The sequence below is a fragment of the Rhodobacter sp. SGA-6-6 genome, assembly GCF_011043545.1.
Taxonomy (GTDB): Bacteria; Pseudomonadota; Alphaproteobacteria; order Rhodobacterales; family Rhodobacteraceae; genus Pseudogemmobacter.
In genome coordinates this window covers 214710-236986 of the sequence record NZ_JAAKGP010000005.1, presented here as the reverse complement: position 1 = coordinate 236986, position 22277 = coordinate 214710, and the positions used below count along the sequence as shown (strand labels likewise).

At 71.8% G+C, this 22277-nt stretch carries 21 protein-coding genes and 1 riboswitch; of the genes, 1 reads left to right on the top strand and 20 read right to left on the bottom strand.

Annotated features, from left to right (window positions below; all coding sequences use genetic code 11):
* The 11 genes from G5B31_RS11745 to araD1 form a co-directional block, all read right to left on the bottom strand.
* Positions 1-867 carry a UbiA family prenyltransferase gene (locus G5B31_RS11745; protein WP_165017743.1) on the bottom strand — a complete coding sequence of 289 codons (867 nt, stop codon included), beginning with the start codon at positions 865-867 and terminating at the stop codon, positions 1-3.
* A complete protein-coding gene (locus G5B31_RS11740) occupies positions 860-2173 on the bottom strand; it encodes an NAD(P)/FAD-dependent oxidoreductase (RefSeq protein ID WP_165017740.1) in 1314 nt (437 codons plus the stop codon). Before G5B31_RS11740 ends, G5B31_RS11745 begins: the two co-directional genes overlap by 8 nt.
* Complete coding sequence (locus tag G5B31_RS11735) at positions 2170-3138, bottom strand: lysylphosphatidylglycerol synthase transmembrane domain-containing protein (RefSeq protein ID WP_165017737.1); 969 nt, start codon at positions 3136-3138, stop codon at positions 2170-2172. The genes G5B31_RS11740 and G5B31_RS11735 overlap by 4 nt, the downstream gene beginning before the upstream one ends.
* On the bottom strand, positions 3138-4115 hold the full coding sequence (locus G5B31_RS11730; RefSeq protein WP_165017734.1) for a glycosyltransferase family 2 protein: 978 nt from the start codon (positions 4113-4115) through the stop codon (positions 3138-3140). Before G5B31_RS11730 ends, G5B31_RS11735 begins: the two co-directional genes overlap by 1 nt.
* Before the next feature lie 102 nt (positions 4116-4217).
* The gene (locus G5B31_RS11725) at positions 4218-5198 is read right to left on the bottom strand and encodes an aldose epimerase family protein (protein WP_165017730.1); all 981 of its coding nucleotides are present in this window, start codon (positions 5196-5198) and stop codon (positions 4218-4220) included.
* The gene (yjfF, locus tag G5B31_RS11720) at positions 5195-6160 is read right to left on the bottom strand and encodes a galactofuranose ABC transporter, permease protein YjfF (protein ID WP_165017727.1); all 966 of its coding nucleotides are present in this window, start codon (positions 6158-6160) and stop codon (positions 5195-5197) included. Before yjfF ends, G5B31_RS11725 begins: the two co-directional genes overlap by 4 nt.
* On the bottom strand, positions 6157-7179 hold the full coding sequence (locus G5B31_RS11715) for an ABC transporter permease (RefSeq protein WP_165017724.1): 1023 nt from the start codon (positions 7177-7179) through the stop codon (positions 6157-6159). The genes yjfF and G5B31_RS11715 overlap by 4 nt, the downstream gene beginning before the upstream one ends.
* Positions 7179-8684, bottom strand: a complete 1506-nt coding sequence (locus G5B31_RS11710) for a sugar ABC transporter ATP-binding protein (protein ID WP_346763910.1) — start codon at positions 8682-8684, stop codon at positions 7179-7181. Before G5B31_RS11710 ends, G5B31_RS11715 begins: the two co-directional genes overlap by 1 nt.
* Positions 8685-8742: 58 nt before the next feature.
* Positions 8743-9699, bottom strand: coding sequence for a galactofuranose ABC transporter, galactofuranose-binding protein YtfQ (ytfQ, locus tag G5B31_RS11705; RefSeq protein ID WP_165017718.1), 957 nt, complete (start codon positions 9697-9699; stop codon positions 8743-8745).
* A gap of 92 nt (positions 9700-9791) precedes the next feature.
* Complete coding sequence (locus G5B31_RS11700; protein WP_165017715.1) at positions 9792-11303, bottom strand: aldehyde dehydrogenase (NADP(+)); 1512 nt, start codon at positions 11301-11303, stop codon at positions 9792-9794.
* Between the two features lie 8 nt (positions 11304-11311).
* Positions 11312-12301, bottom strand: a complete 990-nt coding sequence (araD1, locus tag G5B31_RS11695; protein ID WP_165017712.1) for an AraD1 family protein — start codon at positions 12299-12301, stop codon at positions 11312-11314.
* Between the two features lie 99 nt (positions 12302-12400).
* On the opposite strand from araD1, the gene G5B31_RS11690 reads away from it, so the two are divergent.
* Positions 12401-13357, top strand: coding sequence for a LysR family transcriptional regulator (locus G5B31_RS11690; protein ID WP_165017709.1), 957 nt, complete (start codon positions 12401-12403; stop codon positions 13355-13357).
* Between the two features lie 245 nt (positions 13358-13602).
* Here the strand turns inward: G5B31_RS11690 and G5B31_RS11685 are convergent, their stop codons facing one another.
* From G5B31_RS11685 to G5B31_RS11645, 9 genes are all read right to left on the bottom strand, one after another.
* Positions 13603-14292 carry an ABC transporter ATP-binding protein gene (locus tag G5B31_RS11685; protein WP_165017706.1) on the bottom strand — a complete coding sequence of 230 codons (690 nt, stop codon included), beginning with the start codon at positions 14290-14292 and terminating at the stop codon, positions 13603-13605.
* Positions 14289-14666, bottom strand: a complete 378-nt coding sequence (locus tag G5B31_RS11680) for a DUF1636 family protein (RefSeq protein WP_165017703.1) — start codon at positions 14664-14666, stop codon at positions 14289-14291. The genes G5B31_RS11685 and G5B31_RS11680 overlap by 4 nt, the downstream gene beginning before the upstream one ends.
* 33 nt (positions 14667-14699) lie before the next feature.
* Positions 14700-14915, bottom strand: a riboswitch (cobalamin riboswitch).
* Between the two features lie 55 nt (positions 14916-14970).
* Entirely contained in the window at positions 14971-15342 is a 372-nt protein-coding gene (gene mnhG / locus G5B31_RS11675; protein ID WP_165017700.1) for a monovalent cation/H(+) antiporter subunit G, read from the bottom strand.
* On the bottom strand, positions 15339-15623 hold the full coding sequence (locus G5B31_RS11670; RefSeq protein WP_165017697.1) for a K+/H+ antiporter subunit F: 285 nt from the start codon (positions 15621-15623) through the stop codon (positions 15339-15341). Before G5B31_RS11670 ends, mnhG begins: the two co-directional genes overlap by 4 nt.
* Positions 15620-16111 (bottom strand): Na+/H+ antiporter subunit E, encoded by a 492-nt coding sequence (locus G5B31_RS11665; RefSeq protein WP_165017694.1) that lies wholly within the window; start codon positions 16109-16111, stop codon positions 15620-15622. The genes G5B31_RS11670 and G5B31_RS11665 overlap by 4 nt, the downstream gene beginning before the upstream one ends.
* Complete coding sequence (locus tag G5B31_RS11660; RefSeq protein ID WP_165017691.1) at positions 16108-17754, bottom strand: monovalent cation/H+ antiporter subunit D; 1647 nt, start codon at positions 17752-17754, stop codon at positions 16108-16110. The genes G5B31_RS11665 and G5B31_RS11660 overlap by 4 nt, the downstream gene beginning before the upstream one ends.
* Positions 17751-18095 carry a Na+/H+ antiporter subunit C gene (locus G5B31_RS11655; RefSeq protein ID WP_165017688.1) on the bottom strand — a complete coding sequence of 115 codons (345 nt, stop codon included), beginning with the start codon at positions 18093-18095 and terminating at the stop codon, positions 17751-17753. The genes G5B31_RS11660 and G5B31_RS11655 overlap by 4 nt, the downstream gene beginning before the upstream one ends.
* On the bottom strand, positions 18095-21013 hold the full coding sequence (locus G5B31_RS11650; protein WP_165017685.1) for a monovalent cation/H+ antiporter subunit A: 2919 nt from the start codon (positions 21011-21013) through the stop codon (positions 18095-18097). Before G5B31_RS11650 ends, G5B31_RS11655 begins: the two co-directional genes overlap by 1 nt.
* A 208-nt stretch (positions 21014-21221) precedes the next feature.
* Positions 21222-22235: a LacI family DNA-binding transcriptional regulator gene (locus tag G5B31_RS11645; RefSeq protein WP_165017682.1), complete on the bottom strand. Its 1014-nt coding sequence runs from the start codon at positions 22233-22235 to the stop codon at positions 21222-21224.
* Positions 22236-22277 lie beyond the last annotated feature (42 nt).

Genomic DNA, 22277 nt, shown 5'->3' with positions numbered 1-22277 from the left:
TCAGCCCGCCGCCAGCAGGAAACAGCCGGCCAGCGCCAGCCCCGCGGCAAGGCTGGCGGGGTCGCGCAGGGCGAAGACGATGGGATCGGTCTGCATCCGTCCGCGCCCGACCAGCAGCCAGACCCGCATCAGCCAGCCGAGGATCACCGCCCCGGCCAGCATCAGCCAGCCCGGCCGCGGGTAAAGCGCCCCCGCCGCGGCCTCCTGCAGGTAGAGGAGCAGCACGATCTGGGTGGCGAAGGCGGCGGCAAGGCCGGCGGTGGTCAGAAGCCCGCGGTCCTCGACCCGGTAGCCGCGGCGGCGCGGCAGCGGCAGCGCGCCGCTTGCGGCCCCTGTCAGTTCGGCGCAGCGCTTGGCACAGGCAAGCGAGGCGAAGACCAGCGCGCTGAGCGCCAGCAGCCAGTCCGAAGGCTGGATGCCGGTCGCCGCCGCCCCCGCCAGCACCCGCAGCAGGTAAAGCCCGACCAGCCAGAACAGGTCGGCCAGCGCCCGGGTCTTGAGCCACAGCGAATAGGCCAGCGCCGCCAGCGCATAGCCGGCGACCTGCGCCAGCGCCCCGGCCGCCGCGGCCAGCAGCAGCGCCGCGGCCAGCAGCGCGGCACCGGCGGCAAGGGCGGTCCGGGGCGAAAGCCGTCCGGCGGCCAGCGGGCGGTGGCGCTTCTGCGGATGGGCGCGGTCGTCGGCCAGGTCGATCAGGTCGTTGACCAGATAGAGCGCCGAGCTGCACAGGCAGAAGGCGGCGAAGGCCTGCGCGGCGGACAGCCAGAGCGCGGACTCCGCCCAGCGATGCGCGGCGACCATCGGCAGGAAGACCAGCAGGTTCTTGACCCAGTGATGCGGGCGCAGCGCGCGCAGGAGGTCAGCCATGGCCCAGCCTGCCGATCACCCGGGCGGCGACGCGGCGCCCATCACGCACGGCATGGTTGGTGCCGCGGTCCTCTGGGTAGATCTGCGCCATCGAGGCCGGGAACAGGCCGGGCAGCGGCCCCTCGGCGGGCGGGATCAGCGCGGAATAATGCCGCCCCACCACCGGCTGCGCCCAGCGGGCGCGCCAGACGTGATGGCGCTGCACCCAGTCGGGGCGGAAGGCCGGGAACATCCGCGCCAGATGCGGCAGGGCATATGCCAGCACCCGATCGTCGGGCATCTGCCAGAGCGGGTCCTCCACCGGCAGGTATCTGGACAGATAGACGATGTGGCGGCCGCCATAGCTTTCGGGCCGCTCGAAATTGGTGTGCTCGATCACGCCGACGAAGGGGAAGCCGGGATCGTTGACGTTCAGCCAGTAGGTCCCGCTCAGCGGCCGGTCCAGTTCCAGCACCAGGCAGAGGTTGGCGAGATAGGGGATGCGGCGCAGCGCCGCCAGCGCCCCTGCCTCCGCCTGCCCGGCAGGTTCCAGCAGGTCGGCCAGCACCGCCGGCGCCGGCGTGGCGATCACCGCATCGCCGGTGACTTCGCCCCAGGGGCCGCGGGCGGTCCAGCCCGCGCCGCGCTCCAGCGCCGTCACCGGCGCGCCGGTCCGCACCTCGCCGCCCGCGGCGCGGATGGCGGCGGCGGTCTCCTCGGCCAGCCGGGCGAAGGAGCCGCGGAAATAGGCCAGCCGCTCCTCGCCCTTCGCCCCGCGCGAGCCGCCGCGCAGCTTCAGCTTGTTCCAGATCCAGACCGCGGAAATCTCGTCGGCATGGGGGCCGAACTTGCCCTGAATCAGCGGCTGCCACATCACCCGCCAGACGGTCTCGCCCCCCAGTCGCCGCAGCCAGTCGGCCGCCGTCACCCCCTCCAGCGCCCGCCAGTCGCGGATGCGCCGGGCGCGCAGGTAAAGCAGGCCCAGCCTGATCCGGTCGTGGAACGGCAGCGCGGTGAAGCGCAGCAGGTCCAGCGGCGAGGACAGGCGGTAGAGGCTGCGGTTGTGCCAGACGCCGGTCGCGGTGGCGCGGGTGGTGATCTCGCCCTCCAGCCCCAGCTCCCGCACCAGGTCCATGATCGCGGTGTCCGAGGTGAACCAGTGGTGGTAGAACCGCTCCAGCCGCGCGCCGCCGGTGTCAAAGGCCCCGGCGAGGCCGCCGACGAAGGGTTCGGCCTCCAGCAGGGTGACGCGATGCCCGGCGCGGGCGAGGTCCAGCCCGGCGGCAAGGCCGGTGAAGCCGGCGCCGAGGATCAGCACATGGCTCATGCCCGGGCGTCCTGCGGCGCGGCGCGCAGGCGCCAGACCAGCAGGCACAGGCTGCCCGCCAGCGTGGTGGTCAGGTAGAGCACGGCATGGACCAGCACCGCGAAGGCGGTGGCGGCGGCGGCGGAATTGCCGAGGCTTTCGGCGGCCCGGATGGCGAAATAGTCGAAGGTGCCGACATGGCCGGGGGTGGAGGGCAGCAGCGTCGCCAGCGTCCCCGCCGGCATCGCCAGCCAGGCGGCCATCGGGGCGGTGATCGCCGGCAGCGCCTTGGCCACGGCCCAGTAGACCGCGCCCTCGCAGCCCCAGGCGGCGGCGGACCACAGGATCAGCCCCGGCATCCGGCGGCCCCGCGCCAGCGTGGCCAGCAGCGGCTCGGCGAAGCGGGCGAAGGCGGCCCCCGCCCCGGGGCGGATGCGGCGCAGCCCGGCCTCCGCCAGCCGGACCAGCGGGCGCAGCAGGCCGGGGGCGAGCAGCAGCACCAGCGCGGCGAGGCCGAGCGCCACCAGCGCCCCGGCCCCGGCGCCGACCAGCGCCCGGCCGGGGGCAAGGACCAGCAGCGCCAGCCCGAAGGCCAGAAGCACGGTCAGCAGGTCCAGCAGCCGCTCCACCAGAACGGTGGCGGTGATCGTGCCCGCGTCCAGCCCCAGCCAGCGCGAGAAGCCGACGCAGCGCAGCACGTCGCCCATGCGGAGCGGCAGCAGGTTGTTGGCGGCGATCGAGCCCAGCAGCGGCACCGCGCAGCGCCCCAGCCCGAGGCCGGGCCGGGCGGTCGCCAGCATCGCCCGCCAGCGCGCCACCCGGCAGGCATAGCCCGCCGCGAGGAAGACCGGCGCCAGCGCCAGCCAGCGCAGGTCGGGCGCCGCCAGCGCCGCCGCCAGCGCGCGCCAGTCCAGATCGCGCAGCACCAGCCAGCCGCAGAGGCCCGCCAGCGCCAGCCCCAGGAGCAGATGCGCCCCCCGCCGCATCAGCCCTCGCCTTCGTCGAAGCCCGCCCGCTCGGCCACGACGTAAAGCGGGCGGCGCTTCACCTCGCTGTAGATCCGCCCGACATATTCGCCGAGGATGCCGAGGCACAGCAGCTGCACGCCCCCCATGAACAGCACCGCCAGCATCAGCGCCGTCCAGCCCTCGACCCAGATCGAGGTGAAGATGCGCATGAAAAGCGCATAGCCGATCCCCAGCAGCGCCAGCCCCGCCGCCACCAGGCCGAGGGCGATGGACAGCTGCAAGGGTCTGATCGAGAAGGACAATATCCCGTCGGCGGCGAAGGCCAGCATCTTGCGCAACGGGTATTTGGTGCGGCCGGCGAAGCGCTCGGGCCGCTCGTAGTGCAGCGCGGTCTGGCGGAAGCCGGCCCAGCTGACCATGCCGCGGATGAAGCGGTGGCGTTCGGGCATCCGGCGCAGCACCTCCACCACCGGACGGCTCATCAGCCGGAAGTCGCCGGTGTCGCTGGGGATCGGCACTTCGGAAAGGCGGTTGATCACGGCGTAGAACAGCCGCGCCGTGCCGCGTTTCACCATGCCGTCGGCGGGCCGGGCGCTGCGGGTGCCGTAGACCACGTCGAAGCCCTGCCGCCACAGCGCGACCATCTCGCCCACCACCTCGGGCGGGTCCTGCAGGTCGGCGTCCATCAGCACCACCGCATCGCCGCGGGCGACCTCGATCCCGGCCGAGACCGCGATCTGCTGGCCGAAGTTGCGGGCGAAGCGCAGCAGCCGCACCCGGGGGTCGCGGGCGGCGGCGGCGCGCAGGATCGCCGCGGTGCCGTCGCGCGAGCCGTCGTCGACGAAGACGAACTCGAACCGGCAGCCCGGCTGGTCCGCCGCCATCCGGTCCAGCCGGGCGAGGGTCTCGCCCAGAACCTCCTCCTCGTCGAGGCAGGGCAGGATGACCGAGATCAGCGGAGGGGCGGAGGGGCCGGGGGAAGGCGATGCTGGCATGGCGCTTGGTCGGTTCCTCGCCGGGGAAGGTTTCCCGCAGGGAAAGCCTAGGCGAGAGGACCGGCCCCTGTCCAGCGCGGGAAGGGCGGCGGTCCTTGCCCTTCAGCGGCCGAAGCGGTAGCGGGTGACGGCGCGGTAGTCCTGCTCCGGGCGCAGCACCGCGTCGGGGAAGCCGGGATGGTTGGGCGCGTCGGGCCAGCCCTGCGTCTCCAGCGCCAGGCCGGCATGGGGACCGTAGCGGCGGCCGTCCAGCCCGGCCGCGCCGTCGAAATGCCGGCCGTCGTAGAGTTGCAGGCCGGGCTCGGTGGTCTCAACCTGCATCCGCAGGCCGGTCCGGCCGGTCAGCGCGGCGACCGGCCGCAGCGGGCCGCGGGCGGGGGCGAGGCAGAGGTTGTGGTCATAGTCGCCGCCGCGCAGGTCGCGGGGCCGGCGGAAGTCGAAGCGGGTGCCATCGACGGGGGCGATCTCTCCGGTCGGGATCAGGTCGGCGTCGACCGGCAGGTAATGGTCGGCCGCGACCTGCAACAGGTGGCCGCGGGCGTCGCCGCTGTCATCCAGCGCGAAATAGCCGTGATGGGCCAGGTTGCACAGGGTCGGGGCGTCGGTCGTGGCTTGCAGGTCGAAGGCCAGCGCGTCCCCGGCGACCGAGATCTCCGCCCGGATGCACAGGGCACCGGGAAAGCCCATGTGGCCGTCCGGCAGCTCCAGCGTCAGGGTGACCCGGTCCGCGGCCAGATCGGCGATGCTCCAGATGTGGTGGTGGATGCCGTCCGACCCGCCGTGCAGCAGGGTCCGGCCGCCTTCGTTGCGGTCGGCCCGATACTCCTTCCCGTCGATGATGAACCGCCCGCCGGCCAGCCGGTTGGCGAAGCGCCCGACCAGCGCGCCGGCATAGAGGCCGGGGCCGAAATAGGCCTCCGCGGTGGGGAACCCCAGCACCAGCGGATGCGCCACGCCCGCAAGCCGCAGGTCCTGCACCGTGGCGCCCAGGGTCAGCACCCGCGCCGCCAGCCGCGGCCCGCGCAGGGCGACGGCCTCGACCGGGCGGCCGTCCGGGGTGACGCCGAAACCGGACAGGCTCATGCCGCCATCCGGGCCTGCGACAGCCGCACCAGCCCCTTCTGCAGCAGGATGAAGGCCAGCAGCAGGATGCCGATCACGATCTTGGTCCACCAGGACGACAGGCTGCCGTCGAAGACGATGTAGGTCTGGATCAGCCCCATGGTCAGCACCCCCACCAGCGTCCCGATCACATAGCCCGCCCCGCCGGTCAGCAGCGTGCCGCCGATGACGACGCAGGCGATGGCGGTCAGTTCCGTCCCCACCGTGGCCAGCGAATAGCCCGAGCCGGTGTAGATCGAAAACACGATCCCCGAAAGCCCGGCCATCAGGCCGGAGAAGGCATAGACCAGCACCGTGGTCCGCCCCTGCCGCACCCCCATCAGCCGCGCCGTCGCCTCGCCGCCGCCGAGCGCATAGACCGAGGCGCCGAAGCGGGTCCGGTGCGCCACCACCATGCCGAGGACGAAGACCGCCAGCATCAGCACCCCGATCAGCGTCAGCCGCCCCTTGCCGGGCATCAGCCAGTAGGCGCCCTGCAGGGTCTTGTAGAACTCGTGCTGGATCGGCACCGAGTCGATGGACAGCAGGTAGGCCGCGCCGCGGGCCAGGAACATCCCCGCCAGGGTGACGATGAAGGCGGGCATCGCCAGCCCGTGGATCAGCCCTCCCATCGCCGCGCCGAAGGCGGTGGTCAGCGCCAGCAGCAGCGCGAAGACCGCCAAGGGGTGCAGCCCGGTGTCGCGCAGCATCACCGCGATGAAGACGCCGGAGAAGGCGATGACCGAGCCGACCGAGAGGTCGATCCCGCCCGACAGGATCACCAGCGTCATCCCCACGGCGACGATGCCCAGATAGGCGTTGTCGGTCAGCAGGTTGCCGATCACCCGGGTGGAGGCCATGGCCGGGAACTGCAGCCAGCAGACGACCCAGGCCAGCGCGAAGATGGCGATGGTGACGTAAAGCGGCAGGGCGCGGGTGTTCATTCCGTGGCTCCTTTTGCGGGCGCGCCCTCGCGGCGGCGGCGCAGGCCCTCGCGCCAGAACCGCCACTCGGCGGCGATGCGGGGCGATTGCAGGACAAGGATCACCAGCACCAGCACCGCCTTGATGACGAGGTTGTATTCCGAGGGGAACCCGGCCAGCCGGATGCCGATGGAGATGGTCTGGATGATCAGCGCCCCGATCACCGAGGCCATGATGGAAAACCGCCCGCCCAGCAGGGAATTGCCGCCGATCACCACGGCGAGGATGGCGTCCAGTTCCAGCCAGAGCCCGGCGTTGTTGGCATCGGCCCCGCGGATGTCGGCGGTGACGATCATCCCCGCCAGCGCGGCGCAAAGCCCGGCGATGACATAGACCGCCACCAGCAGCACCGGCGCGTTCACCCCGGCCAGCGCCGAGGCGCGGCGGTTGATGCCGATGGCTTCGATCAGCATCCCGAGCGCGGTGCGGCGCATGATCAGGATGGCGGCCACCGCCACCGCCAGCCAGATCCAGGCCGGCACCGGCAGGGCGAGGAAGCTGCCCGAGCCGATCCAGGCGAAGGCCGGGTCGGTGAAGGTCAGGATGCGGCCCTCGGTGACCAGCTGGGCCAGGCCGCGGCCCATGGTCATCAGGATCAGCGTGGCGACGAAGGGCTGCACGCCGACCGCGGCGACCAGCGCGCCGTTCCACAGCCCCGCCGCCGCGCCGGCCAGCAGCGCCAGCAGAATGGCCGCCGCGATCCCCCAGCCCGAGGCGATGGCCAGCGCCGCCACCGCGCCGCAGATCGCCATGGTGGCGCCCACCGACAGGTCGATGCCGCGGGTGGCGATCACCAGCGTCATCCCGACGGCCAAGAGCGCCACCGGCGCGCTGCGCTTCAGCACGTCGATCACCGGGCCGACCAGCCGGCCGTCGTTCACCGTGACCGACAGGAAGCCGGGATAGAACACCGTCACCAGCGCGATCAGCGCGGCAAGGGCGATCAGCTGCGGCGCCAGCCGCCGGAGGTCCGCGCGCATCAGGCCGCTCCTTCCGCGGGGGCCGCGGCGATGGCCCGCATGATCGTCTCGCCGGAGATCTCCGCTCCGGTCAGTTCGGCGACATGGCGGCGGTCGCGCAGGACGATCACCCGGTCCGACACCGCGATCAGTTCGTCCAGTTCGGAAGAGATCACCAGCAGCGACATGCCCCGTTCCACCAAGTCATGGATCAGGTGCAGGATTTCCGCATGCGCGCCCACGTCGATGCCGCGGGTGGGCTCGTCCAGGATCAGGAAGCGCGGGTTCATCGCCAGCCAGCGCGCCAGCACCACCTTCTGCTGGTTGCCGCCCGACAGCTCCCCCACCGGCTTTTCCCGGCCCGAGGTGCGGATGTCCAGCCGCTTGATGTAATCCTCGGCCAGCCGGTTCTGCTCGGCCCGCGGGATCGGCCGCATCCAGCCGCGGCGGGCCTGCAGGCCCAAGACGACGTTCTCCCGCAGCGTCAGGTCGGCGACGATGCCGTCGGTCTTGCGGTCCTCGGGCGCGAAGCCGAAGCCCGCCGCGATGGCCGCGCGGGGCGAGGCCAGGCGGAGCGGCCCGTTCTCGTCGGCGGCGCTGCCGGTCTGTGCCGGGCGCAGGCCGAAGATGGTCTCGGCAGTCTCGGTCCGGCCGGAGCCGAGCAGCCCCGCCAGCCCCACCACCTCGCCCTGCCCCACGGCCAGGTCGAAGGGCTCCACCGCGCCGCGCCGGCCCATGCCGGCAAAGCGCAGCATCGGCGCGCGGGGGCCGCGGGCGGGGGGCGGGCTGTGCATCACCTCGTCCTCCAGCGCACGACCCAGCATGTGCTCGATCAGCCTCATCCGGTCCAGCGCGGCGGTGTCCTCGGTCACGATCCTGCGGCCGTTGCGCAGCACGGTGATGCGGTCGGTCAGCGCGAAGACCTGGTCGAGGAAATGCGACACGAAGACGATGCCCAGGCCGCGGTCGCGCAGGCCCCGCACCACCTCGAACACCATTCCCACCTCGCGGGCGTCCAGGCTCGCGGTCGGCTCGTCCAGGATCAGCACCTTGCCGGACAGGGCGACGGCGCGGGCGATGGCGACGATCTGCTGGATCGCCACCGAATAGCTGCCCAGGTCGCGGTCGACGTTCAGGTCCAGCCCGTATTGCGTCAGCACCTCGCGCGCCTGCCGCCGCAGGGCGCGGCTGTCGATCAGGCCGAAGCGGCGCGGCTCGCGGCCGAACAGCAGGTTCTGCGCCACGGTCAGGTTCGGCAGCAGGTTCACCTCCTGATAGACCGTGCCGATGCCGAGGTCCTGCGCCTCCACCGTCGACCGCGGCGCGATGGGGCGGCCGTCCAGCGTGACGGTGCCGGCGTCGCGGGCATAGGCGCCGGTCAGGCACTTGATCAGCGTGGATTTCCCGGCGCCGTTCTCGCCCAGGAGGGCATGGATCTCGCCGGCGCGCAGGTCGAAGTCCACGCCGTCCAGCGCCTTCGTGCCCGGAAACACCTTGGTCAGCGACCGCACCGTCAGCAGCGTCACGCCAGCCCCCTCCTCCTTCGGGATGCCCCGGGCCGCAGCCGGCCCGGGGATCAGCCTATCAGTAACCCAGGCCCTTGCGCGCCTCATATTCCCCGGCCGGATCGTCGGACTGGGTGAACAGCTTCGACTCGGTCTGGATGAACTTCGGCGGCTCGGTGCCGTCGGCCCAGAACGCCTCCAGCGCGTCGAAGGCCGGGCCGGCCATGTTGGGGGTCAGCTCCACCGTGGCATTGGCCTCGCCGTCGGCCATGGCCTTGAAGATGTCCGGCACCCCGTCGATGGAGACGATCAGGATGTCCTCGCCCGGCTTCAGCCCGGCCTCCTTGATCGCCTGGATCGCCCCCACCGCCATGTCGTCGTTATGGGCGTAGAGCGCGCAGATGTCCTTGCCGCCGTTCTCGGCCTGGATGAAGCTTTCCATCACCTCCTTGCCGAGCGAGCGGGTGAAGTCGCCGGTCTGGCTTTGCACGATCTTCAGGTTGTCGTGGCCGGAAATGCCCTGCTCGAAGCCCTTCTTGCGGTCGATGGCGGGGGACGATCCGGTGGTGCCCTGCAACTCGACGATGCGGCAGTCCCTGTCGCCCACCGTCTCGGCCAGCCACTGGCCCGCGACCTCGCCCTCGTGGACGAGGTTCGAGCCGACGGCGGTCAGATAGAGCGAGGGGTCGCTGTCCACCATCCGGTCCAGCAGCACCACCGGGATCTCGGCCTCCTTCGCCTCCTGCAGCACGGCGTCCCAGCCGGTGGCGACCACCGGGGCGATCAGGATCGCGTCCACGCCCTGCGCGATGAAGGACCGCATCGCGGCGATCTGGTTTTCCTGTTTCTGCTGCGCGTCCGAGAATTGCAGCTGGTAGCCGCGCTCCTCGGCCTGGGCCTTGGTCAGCGTGGTCTCGGCGGCGCGCCAGCCGGATTCCGAGCCGATCTGCGAGAAGCCGATCACCTTCTCGGCCATGGCCGAAGTCGCGCCGAGGGCGACGAAGGCCACGGTGGAAAGCAGGGTCTTGATGGTCATGGGATCCTCCCTTGGGTTTTGCGGCGCCGGTTCCTCCTCCGGCATCCGGGGCCGGGGCGATGCGCGCCCCGGCGGTGGTCAGCCGGGCCGGATCATCCGGCCAGGTCCTGCGGCAGCAGCGCGGCGGGCAGGTTCTGGTAGCAGACCGGGCGCAGGAAGCGCCGGATCGCCATCGTCCCCACCGATGTCGCGCCGAAATTCGTGCTGGCCGGGAAGGGGCCGCCATGGACCATGGCGTCGCAGACCTCCACTCCGGTGGGCCAGCCGTTGGCGAGCACCCTGCCCGCCTTGCGCTCCAGCACCGGCAGCAGGCGCCGGGCCAGATCGGTGTCGTCCTGCTCCATGTGCAGCGTGACGGTCAGCTGCCCTTGCAGGTGCTGCGCGAAGCCGGGCATCTCCCCGGCTTCCGGCACCGTGACAACCAGGCCGAGCGGCCCGAACACCTCCTCGCCGAGGGCGGGACGGGCGAGGAACTCCTCCGCCGTCGCGGCCAGCAGCACCGGGCTTGCCCGGCGCTCCTGCGCGCAGCCCGGCAGCAGCACCTGCGCCTCAGCGGCCAACCGGGCCGCGCCGCTGTCATAGGCGGCGGCGATGCCCTCGGTCAGCATGACCTGCGGCGCGACGGTTTCCAGCGCGGCCCGGGCGGCGTGCAGGAAGGCGTCGGCGGCGGGGCCGGATTCGACCACCACCAGCCCCGGATTGGTGCAGAACTGGCCCGCGCCCATGGTCAGGCTGGCGGCCCAGCCTTGTGCCAGCGCCTCGGGCCGGGCGGCAAGCGCCCCGGGCAACAGGAAGACCGGGTTGATCGAGCCCAATTCGCCGAAGAAGGGGATCGGCTCGGGCCGCGCAGCGCAAAGGTCGAACAGCGCCTTGCCGCCGCGGGTGCTGCCGGTGAAGCCGACGGCGCGGATCAGCGGATGGGTGACCAGCGCGGCGCCGACCTCGGGACTGTCGCCATGGATCATCGAGAACACCCCCGCGGGCATCCCGCTGCGGGCGATGGCGGCGTGGAAGGCCTCGGCCACGATCTCGCCGGTGCCGGGATGGGCGGGATGGCCCTTGACCACCACTGGGCAGCCCGCCGCCAAGGCCGAGGCGGTGTCGCCCCCGGCCACCGAGAAGGCCAGCGGGAAGTTGGAGGCGCCGAACACCGCCACCGGGCCTATGGGCCGCTGCATCAGCCGGATGTCGGGCCGCGGCACGGGCCGGCGGTCGGGCAGCGCCGGGTCGTGGCGGCGGTCGAGGTAGTCGCCCTTGCGGATATGCCCGGCGAAGAGCCGCAACTGGCCGGTGGTGCGCCCGCGCTCGCCCTCCAGCCGGGCCGCGGGCAGGCCGGTCTCCTGCTGGGCGATCTCGGTGATCTGCGACCCGCGGGCCTCGATCTCCTCCGCCACCGCTTCCAGAAAGGCGGCACGGGTCTCGCGCTCGGTCCAGCCGAACTCCGCGAACGCCGCTTCCGCCGCCCGCACCGCCCGGTCGACCAGCGCGGCATCGCCGCGGGCGAAGCGATGCGCCGGCCCCTGCGCCGGGGCGGAGGCGAAGGTGGCGGCGGAGCAGGTCCATTCGCCGGCGATCAGGTGCCTGCCATGGGGGATATGGGTCATCGCCTGCCTCACAGCGGTCGGACGCCGACCGGGGCATCCTCGCCCGGCCGCTGGTCCAGCGGGTTGGAAAGCGCCAGGCCGAGGGCGGGACAATGGATGCGGAACTCGTCGCCCGGCTCCGCCCGGATGCCGTCGGCGAAGCTCAGCGTGGCGGTGCCGAAGAAATGCACATGCACATCGCCCGGCCGGCGGAACAGGTCATACTTGAAATGATGGTGCTCCAGATTGGCCAGGCTGTGGGACATGTTGTCCTCGCCCGACAGGAACGGCCTTTCCCAGATCACCCGGCCGTCGCGCAGGATGGCGCTGCTGCCCTCCACATGCGCCGGCAGGTCGCCCACCAGCATCTCGGGGCCGAAGCTGGCCGGGCGCAGCTTGGAATGCGCCAGCCAGAGGTAATTGCCGCGCTCGGTCACATGGTCGGAAAACTCGTTGGCCTGCGCGAAGCCGAGACGCCAGGGCGTGCCGTCCGGGGCGACGAGGTAAAGCCCCGCCACCTCCGGCTCCTCGCCCGCGTCCAGCGCGAATCCGGGCGAGACCAGCGGCGCGCCGGGGGCGACGGCGTGGGCGCCGTTGCCTTTCCAGAACCACTCCGGCTGCACGCCGATGGCGCCGGCGGCGGGCTTGCCGCCCTCCAGCCCCATGCGGAACATCTTCATGCTGTCGGTCATCGCCTCGGGGTCGGCCTTGGCGTGCATGGCGTTGCGGGCAGAGGCCGAGCCGAGATGGGTCAGCCCGGTGCCGGTCAGGTGCAGATGCGCCGGGTCGGGATGGTCCAGCGGCAGCAGCACCCTGCCCTGCGCCAGCAGCGCGGGCAGGTCGACCTCGGCCCCCTGCCCGCGCGCGGCGACCTCCTCGGCCAGCCCGCGCCCGGCGGCAAGGGCGGCCAAAGCCAGATCGCGGGTCGAGGCCGCGCCGGGCACCACATGCGCCCGCCCGCCGTCCCGCGCCACCACGGCGCGGGCGCCGTCGGCTTGCCGGATCTGCGACAGGAACATCCCGGTCCTCCCCCTCCAAAAAAGACGCTGCCCAGACATAGCTTTTCCCTGACATGCGGGTAAAATGACTTTTGCACCCATCTGCATAGCGGAATTGATATGCCGAAGACCGCCGCCCGCCTGATGCTGAAGCCCGCCGCGCTGCAACTGCTGCGCGAGATCGCCGACCAGGGCCAGCTGCAATCCGCGGCCGAGGCGCTCGGCATGACCCAGCCCGCCGCCTCGCGGATGCTGGCCGAGGTGGAGCGGCAGGTCGGCGCGCCGCTGTTCCTGCGCCAGCCCCGCGGGATGGAACCGACCGAGGCCGGGCTCGCGGTGCTGCGCCGCGCCCGGGTGGTGCTGCGCGAGATGGCCAGCATGGCCAGCGACCTGGAGAACCTGCGCCACGGCTTTGCCGGCTCAGTGCGGATCGGCGCGGTCACCGGCCCGGCGGTGCAGTTCCTGGTGCGGGCGGTGCGCGACATCAAGCGGCAGGCACCGGATGCCGACATCAGCATCGACGCCATGCCTTCGCGCGACCTGCTGGCGCTCTTGACGGCCGGAGAGCTGGACATGGCCATCGGCCGCATCCTGCCCGAGTTCGACAGCCAGGCCTTCAACATCCTGCCGATCCGCGACGAGAAGGTCAGCTTCCTGACCCGCGCCAGCCATCCGCTGGCCCGCTCGCCCTCGGTCACGCTGACGGAGCTGCACGGCTACGAATGGATCATCCAGAGCCGCGGCGCCCCGATCCGCGAGGCGGCGCTGGCGGCCTTCGCCGGGCTGGGGCTGACCGAGCCGGTGAACGTGGTCAACAGCCCCTCGGTGCTGCTGACGCTGGCCTATCTGGCCGAAAGCGACGCGGTGGCGCCTCTGTCGGACGAGGTGGCGCAACTCTTGATCCGCCCGCCGATCTCGGCCGGCTTCGTGGCGCTGCGGGTGCCGCACGACATCCGGGTCTCGCCCTATTACCTGCTGGACCTGCGCCGCCGGCCGCTGTCGCCGCTGGCGATGCGGCTGCGGGAACGGCTGATCGCGTTGTCGGGGGCAAAGAGCGGGCCGGGTATGGCGCTGTGAGGGGGCGAGGTGTCCTTTCCCCTGCGTGCTTGGCGAAGGCGCGTGCCTTCGCCACGGCGCGACGGTTGGAACCGGGACCGGCCGGGCCTCAATGGCCCGGCCAGCGCCCGCCCCGCCCTCGGCGGGCGCTTCTCGCCCGCCGGGCCGGGCGCCGGCCTCTCGGGGTCTCGTGCTGCCACCGTCTCCGGGTGCATCCGCCACGCACGGGCGGGGGCGAGGCAGTGCCTCGCCTTCTCCCGCCCGACCTACCCCAGGCTGCCGTGAAGCACCGGCTTGGCACCCTCCGCGCTGTCGGCGACGATCCGGCCGCGGTCCAGGTGCACCACCCGGCCGGCCGCGGCGCCGGCCGCCTCCTCCAGCGCCGCCATCACGGTAAGGCCGGCATCGCGCAGATCGGCCAGCAGGCCGGCCGGCAACCGCGGCGCCCCGGACAGCAGCACGATCCGCGGCCGCAGCAGCAGCGCGCGGGCGGCCAGCACCCGCAGCCGGTCCTCCGGCGGCAGCAGGCCGAAGGCCCGGTCCTGCACCGCCGCCAGCCCGGCCTGCCGCAGCGCCGCATGGGTGGCGGCCGAGCGCGCGGCGGGGGACGGGTCCTGCACCCCGCGGCGGCAGGCCTCGGCCACGATCTGCCGGGGCGTCATCGCGTCCAAGGCCGTATCGGCGGGAGAGAGCGGCAGCACCATGCCCGCCACCTCGGAGGCCGACATCAGCCAGATGTCGCGCGCGAACAGGCAGACCGCGCCGGACCGCGGCGGCAGCCTGCGCGCGATCAGCCGCAGCAGCGTGGCCTTGCCCGATCCGGCCGGACCGCAGAGGGCGAGGCATTCCCCCGCCGCCACCGCGAGGCTGACGCCCTCCAGGCTGCCCGGCGCGCCCTTGCCGCCGCAGCGAACGTTGCGGACCTCGATGGCGGGGGCGACTGGTGCCGGGGTCACTGGATCGCCCCCGCGCGGGTGGCGATCACCGCTGCGGGGCCGCCCTCGCGCGGCAGGTCGCCGTGTCCGGCCTGCGCCACCATCTCGCCGATGTCCCCGGCGGGATCGGCATCGCCGAACAGCCAGGCCGCCCCGGCCGAGACCTGCCAGACCACGGTGCAGGGACGGTCGCAGCTCTCCAGCCGGGCCGAGCCGGAGATCTCGAACCCCTCCTCGGCGCCGGAGGCGGCGATGGCGGCGCGCAGCCGCTCCAGCAGGGCGAGGCCGGCAAGGCAGGGCCGGCCGGTGTGGCGGCAGTCCCGGCAGAGATGCAGCTGGTGCCGCTGCGGCGGCGGAAGGAAGGGATTGGCCGCGGGCGGCCGGGGATGGTCCATCGCAAGCTCCTTCCGGGGCACCCCGCCCGGGTCATGGGTTCATCTGGCGATGGCAGGTCTCCTGACTCGCGGGTCGCGGCCTTTTCCCCACCTTCCCGGCCCCGAGGGGCCAGTGGTCTTGCGGGGGCAGGCTCGCCGCTTACAGTTGCGGGGGCAGTCGCGGCCTTGGCGCCCGGAGGCGCCGCACCGCATTCCCTTTTCACCCGGAGGAGCGGACTCCGCCCGGGAACCATCGCCGACAGCAAAGCGCGACTTGGCCGGCCTCGTCAAGCCCCGGCCCGGCAGGTGCGGCGCCCTGCCCCGGTCAGCCCTTTGCCGCGCCGCCGCGGGCGCGGCGCGAGGGCGGCACGCCCGCGGCGCCCTCCTTGCGGTCGCGGTGCAGGGCGGCGCGGCCGATCAGCATCGTGGTCACCGGCGTCGTCACCATCACGCAGATGCCGACGACGATCTCGTGCACCACCAGCCGCTCCTGCACCCAGGAATAGGCCAGGATCGAGGCCAAGAGGATCGCCGCCGTGCCCCAGCTGGTGCCCAGGGTGGGGGCGTGGATGCGGTCGTAGAAGCTGCGCAGATGCGCCAGGCCGAAGGCGCCGAGCACGGTCAGCGTGCTGCCGATCACCAGCAGCGCCGCCACGGGGGCCGCCAGCCAGAGCGGCAGGGAATCGAGCGGGGTCATTCGATCACCTCGCCGCGCAGCAGGAACTTGGCCAGCGCCAGGCTGGAGACGAAGCCGCCGATGGCAATGACCAGCGAGGCCTCGAAGAAGAACGGCGTGTCCAGCCGCATCCCGGTGACGAAGAACAAGAGCATGGTGGTGATGTAGAGGCAGTCCAGCGCCAGCACCCGGTCCTGCGCGCGGGGACCCTTCCACATCCGCCAGGTGGCCAGGCAGCCGGCGATGGCCAGCATGGTCTGGGCATAGGTCAGGGCGATCCACAGGAGGGTGGCGCTGGTCATTCCTCGAAAGCCTCCAGCAGGCGGGCCTCGTAGCGGCCGCAGATCAGGGCCGGCCAGTCGTCCGTCTCGATCATGTCGAAAACATGCAGCAGCAGGACGCCGGTCTCGGCATCGTATTCCAGCCAGGCGGTGCCCGGCGTCGCGGTGACGATCATCGCCAGGAGCGACAGCCCGACCGGATCGCGCAGGCGCAGCGGAATCTCGACGAAGGCGGAATTGCGGGCGCCGTGCCGGCCGTTGGTCAGCATCAGCAAGGCGACCGCCCAGTTGGAGCGGATGATGTCCAGGCCGACCACCAGCGCCAGCCGGACCAGCGGCAGATAGGCGCGGATGCGGGGGCGGTCGGGCTCGATCCGGGCGAAGGCCCAGCCGGCGAAACCGGCGATCACCGTGCCCAGGATCAGGTGGCCCAGCGAGAAGCGGGTCAGCAGCAGCCAGACGAAGACCAGGCCCAGCGACAGCAGCGGATGGGGCAGGAAGCGGCTCATTCTGCGCCCTCCGCCTTCGCATCGCCGTTCTCGGCCGCCCGCGGCGCGCCGAGCACGCCCTCGGCATAGATCGAGGGTTGCAGCAGCGCATTGGCGGTCTGCTGCATGTAGCGCATGGCGGCATCGGCCTTGACGGTCAGGACCAGGAGCAGCACGACCAGCAGCAGGATCGGGGCGAATTCCTGCGCGAAGACGCGCGGCGGCTCGCCGTCGCTGGCCCAGAAGGTCTGGATGCCGATGCGGACCAGCCCGATCAGCGTGGCGAAGCCGGCCAGCAGCAAGAGCGCGGTGAAGGCCCAGCTCATCACCGGGCTGACGGCGGTGGAGCCGAGCAGCCCGCGCAGGATGCCGAACTTGCCGATGAAGCCCGGCAGCGGCGGCAGCCCGGCCAGCACCATGGCGAAGACGCCGAAGCACAGGCCCAGCACCGTCAGCGTGCCGGGGATGGCGATGCCGATCTCGGGCTGGCGGTCCTCTTCCCGCTCGTCCAGGCCATAGGCGTCGGCGGTCAGCGCCAGCATGGCGGCGATGCCGCCCTCCTCGCGGCTCATCGGCTCGATCAGCAGGAAGAGGGCGCTGGTGGCGAGGGTGGAGCCGAGCAGGTAGAACAGCGCCCCGGCCAGGATCTGCGGGCTGGCCCCGGCGACGGTGAAGCCGGTGGCGGCCAGCACCGTGCCGGAGGAGACCAGCACCAGATGCGCCGCCATCCGCCCCAGCCCCTGCGAGGCCAGCACGCCGAGAAGGCCGAAGGCGACGGTGGCCATGCCGCCGGCGATCAGCACCCCGGCGCCGAACTGGGCCGAGGCCCCTGCCCCCGCGCCGAACATCAGCATCGACAGCCGCAGGATGACGTAGACGCCGACCTTGGTCATGATGGCGAAGACCGCGGCCACCGGCGCGGCCCCGGCCATATAGGCCGTGGGCAGCCAGAACGACAGCGGCCAGATCCCGGCCTTGACCAGGAAGGCGATGCCCATGATCGCGGCGCCGGCATGGAACAGCGCGCGCTGCTGGTCCTGCAGCCCGGCCACCAGGTTGGACAGATGCGCCATGTTCAGCGTGCCGGTGGCGCCATAGACCAGGCTGACGCCGATCAGGAACAGCAGCGAGGCGGCCAGATTGATGGCGATGTAATGCATCCCCGCCCGCACCCGCAGCTGGCCGCCGCCGTGCAACAGCAGGCCGTAGGAGGCCGCCAGCAGCACCTCGAAGAACACGAACAGGTTGAACAGGTCGCCGGTCAGGAAGGCGCCGTTCAACCCCATCAGCAGGAACTGGAACATGGCGTGGAAATGCTGGCCCTGCCGGTGCCAGCCGGCCGCCGAATAGACCAGCGCCGGCAGCGCCAGCAGCGCGGTCAGCACCAGCATCATCGCCGCCAGCCGGTCCACCACCAGGATGATGCCGTAGGGCGAGGCCCAGTCCCCCAGCAGGTAGAAGCCGATGTCGTTGCCCCCGGTCAGCCCGTTGCCCTTGGACCGGATCAAGAGCTCCACCGCCGCGACCAGCATGGCGCCGACCGAGACCAGGCTGATCAGCATCTTCGCCTGCCGCTGCCGGTCGGCGTAGATCAAGAGCAGCGCCCCGGCGAAGAAGGGGATCAGCACCGGCGCGATGATCAGGTGTTCGGGCGCGAAGATCATGGCGCGCGCTCCTCGCCGTCGACATGGTCGTTGCCGGTCAGCCCGCGGGCGGCGATCAGCACGACGAGGAACAGCGCCGTGGTGGCGAAGCTGATCACGATGGCGGTCAGCACCAGCGCCTGCGGCACCGGGTCGGCATAGGCGGCCGGATTGACGAAGCCGCCGCGCGGCATGATCGGCGGCGCGCCGATGGCCAGCCGGCCCATGGCGAAGATGAACAGGTTGACGGCATAGGACAAGAGGCACAGCCCGACGATCACCTGGAAGCTGCGCGGCCGCAGCAAGAGCCAGATGCCCGAGGCGGCCAGGATGCCGATGGCGGCGGAGAGGACGGCCTCCATCAGCGCGCCCCCATCTTGCCGGCCAGCTTCGCGGCCACCTTCTCGGGCGGGCGGGCGGTCTCGCGTTCCTGCAGGCGGGCGATCCGCAGCGCCTGGTGCGCCAGCGCGACCAGCATCAGCACGATGGCCCCCACCACCAGCGCGAAGACGCCGAGGTCGAAGATCATCGCCGTCGCCGCCGGCACCTTGCCGACCAGCGGCAGGTCCACGTATTGCGCATGGGCGGTCAGGAAGGGATAGCCGAAGAGGAAGGACCCCATCCCGGCCAGCCCCGCGATCAGGAGGCCCACCCCCATCCAGCGGATCGGCAGCACGGTCAGCCGCGCCTCGATCCAGCGCACGTCATGGGCCAGGTATTGCAGCAGGAAGGCGATCGACAGCGTCACCCCGGCCGAGAAGCCGCCGCCCGGCAGGTCGTGGCCGCGGAAGAACAGGTAGCCCGCCATCACGATCAGCGCCGGGAACATCCAGCGCATGATCACCGACGGGACCAGCAGCGCCTCGGCCAGTTCCTCGGTCTCGGTCTCGTCGCGCTGGTTCTGGTGGTCCACGCTTTCCGGCGCGGGACGGAAGCGGCGCAGAAGGGCGTAGACGGTGATGCCGACGATGGCCAGCACGGTGATCTCGCCGAAGGTGTCGAAGGCGCGGAAGTCCACCAGGATCACGTTGACCACATTGGTGCCGCCGCCCTCGGTATAGGCGTTGCGCAGGAACCAGTCGCCGACGCTGTTCGGCACCGGCGGGCGGGTCATCATCACATAGGCCACCGCCGCCAGCCCGGTGCCGGAGACCAGCGCGATCACCAGGTCGCGCAGCCGGCGCAGGCGGGCGGGCAGAAGCTTGTCCTCGGCGATCTCCTCCAGCCGCTTCGGCATCCAGCGCAGGCCAAGGAGCAGCAGCACGGTGGTGACGATCTCGACCAGAAGCTGCGTCACCGCCAGGTCGGGGGCAGAGAGCCAGGCGAAGGTCAGGCAGGTCACCGCCCCCGCCCCGCCCAGAAGGACCAGCGCGGCGAAGCGGTGATACTTGGCCAGCCAGGCCGCGCCCATGGCGCAGGCGGCGCCGGCCAGCCACATCAGTGCGAAGGCCGGGTTCAGCGCATTGCCGACCGGGTTCGGCGCCAACCGCAGCACGCCCCAGAGCGTGACGAAGCCGGCCGAGAAGGCCAGCAGCACCACCAGCCGCAGCTGCGGCTGCAGATGCTCGGTCCCCAGGATGCGGTGCAGGCTGCGCGGCAGTTTCCAGGTGAAGACCAGCAGCGCGCGTTCGTAAAGGCGCTGCGCCCGCAGGCGGTGCAAGAGCGGCGGCCCCTCCGGCCCGGCGGCGATCCGGTTGCCGAAGACGAGGTAGAGCATGATGCCGCCGGCCAGGGCGACGAAGCTCATCACCAGCGGCTGGTTGATGCCGTGCCAGATGGCGATGTCGCGGTAAGGCAGGTCGGCCCCCAGCACCGAGCGGGCGGCCAGGTTCAGCGTCGGCCCCAGCGTCAGCCCCGGCAGGATGCCGACCACCAGGCAGGCCAGCACCAGCGCCTCGACCGGGCGGCGCATCCAGGCGGCGGGCTCGTGCGGGGTGCGCGGCAGGTCCTCGGGCGGCGGGCCGAAGAACACCGTGGCGATGAAGCGCAGCGAATAGGCCACCGCGAAGACCCCGGCGGCGGTGGCCAGCGAGGCCAGCGAATTGTCCAGCCAGGTGCCGTTGTGCCAGTCCGCCGCCTCGGCGAAGAACATCTCCTTCGACAGGAAGCCGTTCAGGAGCGGCACCCCCGCCATGGCGGCGGCGGCGACGATGGCCAGGGTGCCGGTGAAGGGCATGTAGCGCATCAGCCCGCTCAGCCGGCGCATGTCGCGGGTGCCGGTCTCGTGGTCGATGATCCCTGCCGCCATGAACAGGCTGGCCTTGAACACCGCATGGTTCACGATGTGGAAGATCGCGGCGAGGATCGCCCCGGTGCTGCCGATCCCGGCCAGCGCGGTGATCAGGCCCAGGTGGCTGATGGTGGAATAGGCCAGAAGGCCCTTCAGGTCGTGCCGGAACAGGGCGAAGAACGACCCCAGCAGCAGCGTCAGCATCCCGGTGCCGGTGACGGCGAAGAACCACAGCTCGGTCTGCCCCAGCACCGGCGAGAAGCGGATCAGCAGGAACACCCCGGCCTTCACCATCGTCGCCGAATGCAGGAAGGCCGAGACCGGCGTCGGCGCCGCCATCGCGCCGGGCAGCCAGAAATGGAACGGCATCTGCGCCGACTTGGTGAAGCAGCCCAGCAGGAACAGCCCCAGCACCAGCGCATAAAGCGGATCGGCCCGCACCGCCTCGCCCGAGGCCAGCACCCGGTCGAGATCGTAGCTGCCGGCGATCTGGCCGAGGATCAGCATCGCCAGGAGCAGGCACAGCCCCCCCGCCCCGGTGACGATCAGCGCCATCCGCGCCCCGTCGCGCGCCGCCTGGCCCTGGTGCCAGTAGCCGACCAGCAGGAACGACAGCAGCGAGGTCAGTTCCCAGAACACCACCAGCATGACGATGTTGCCGGACATCAGCATCCCCACCATCGCCCCGGTGAAGGCCATCAGGAAGGCATAGAACCGCGGCACAGGGTCGGTCTTCGACAGGTAGTAGCGGGCGTAGATCAGCACCAGGATGCCGATGCCGAACACGAGCGTCACGAACAGCCAGACGAAGCCGTCCATGCGGAACGACAGGTTCAGCCCCAGCGAGGGGATCCAGCGGATCGTGCCCCGCACCACCTCGCCCGCCGCGATCGGGCCGTGCAGCACGGCAAGGATGACCAGACCGCAGACCAGAAGCAGGCCCGATACCCATGCCGCCGCGCCATGCGCCGTGGTGGACAGCGTGCTGGCGATGACCGCCGCCAGGAACGGCAGCAGGGCGAGGATGAGGATCAGGTTCTCTTCGATCATTGGCGCGTCATGGCACCTTTCTCCGGGCTCCGGTTTCCGTGCGGCGCCCCGCCCGACGGATGCAGGAAGGACGGCACCGCAAGATGGCGGTTTTCGATCTGGGTTGTCTGGTCGGCTGTTCCTTCCGGCTTATGACCCGCTTTGCGCCACGGTTTCAAGAAGTTGCCGTGATTTTTTGGGCCTTCCGCGGCTGGAAGTGACGAATTCGTTATCCGAGGGCCGGTCCCGGGGCGGCGGTGCTGCCGCGGACGACCAGCTCCACCGGCAGGATGGTGTCGTCGTCCTCGGTGTCGCGGGTCTCCAGCCGCCGCAGCAGCCGCTCGGCCGCGGCCCGGCCGATCAGCCGGCGCGGCTGGCGGATGGTGGTCAGCGGCGGCCAGACGTGGCTGACCAGCTCGATGTCGTCGAAGCCGATCACCGACAGGTCGCGCGGCACCGCAAGGCCGTGGCGCTGCACCTCGGCGATGAAGCCGCAGGCCATGGCGTCCGAGGCGAGGAAGACCGCGGTCGGCCGTTCCCCCGGCGGCTGCGCCAGCCATTCCGCCGCCGCCGCCTGCCCGGAATCCAGCGAGAAGTCGCCTTGGTAGACCGCCGCCCCGTCCAGCGGCAGGCCGCGGGCAAGCAGCCGGTCGCGGAAGCCGCCGAGGCGGGCGATGCTCAGCACGTTGCCGGGCGGACCGGCGACATGGCCGATGCGGCGGTGGCCGAGGTCGGCCAGGTGGTCCACCGCCAGCCCCGCCGCCGCGCGGTTGTCGATCTTGACCCGCGGCGCGGACAGGCCCGGCACCCATTCGCAGGCCTCGACCAGCGGGACGCGCCCGGTCAGCGCCGCGGCGGGCAGCGCGCCGTCCAGCACGATCAGCCCGTCGGCCCGCGACGGCTCGGCATAATCCAAGAGCCGCCCCGCGCCATCGGCCGAGGTATCGGCGACCAGCAGGTTGTAGCCGGCGGGACCGAGGACCGAGGCGATCCCCGATAATATCTGCGCGAAGAACGGGTTGGCGAGGTTCGGCACCAGCGCGACGATCCCCCCGGTCCGCCGGTGGCGCAGGTTGCGCGCCGCCTGGTTCAGCCGATAGCCGGTGGCGGCGATGGCGCTTTGGACCGAGGCTCGGGTCTCCTGCGCCACCACCTCGGGGTTGGACAGCACCCGGCTGACGGTGGCGGTGGAGACCCCAGCGAGCCGTGCGACATCCCTGATCCGTGGCCGGTCGTTCTTCATCGCCAACCCCTATGACGAGGCCCCGCGCCGCACAATTGCGAT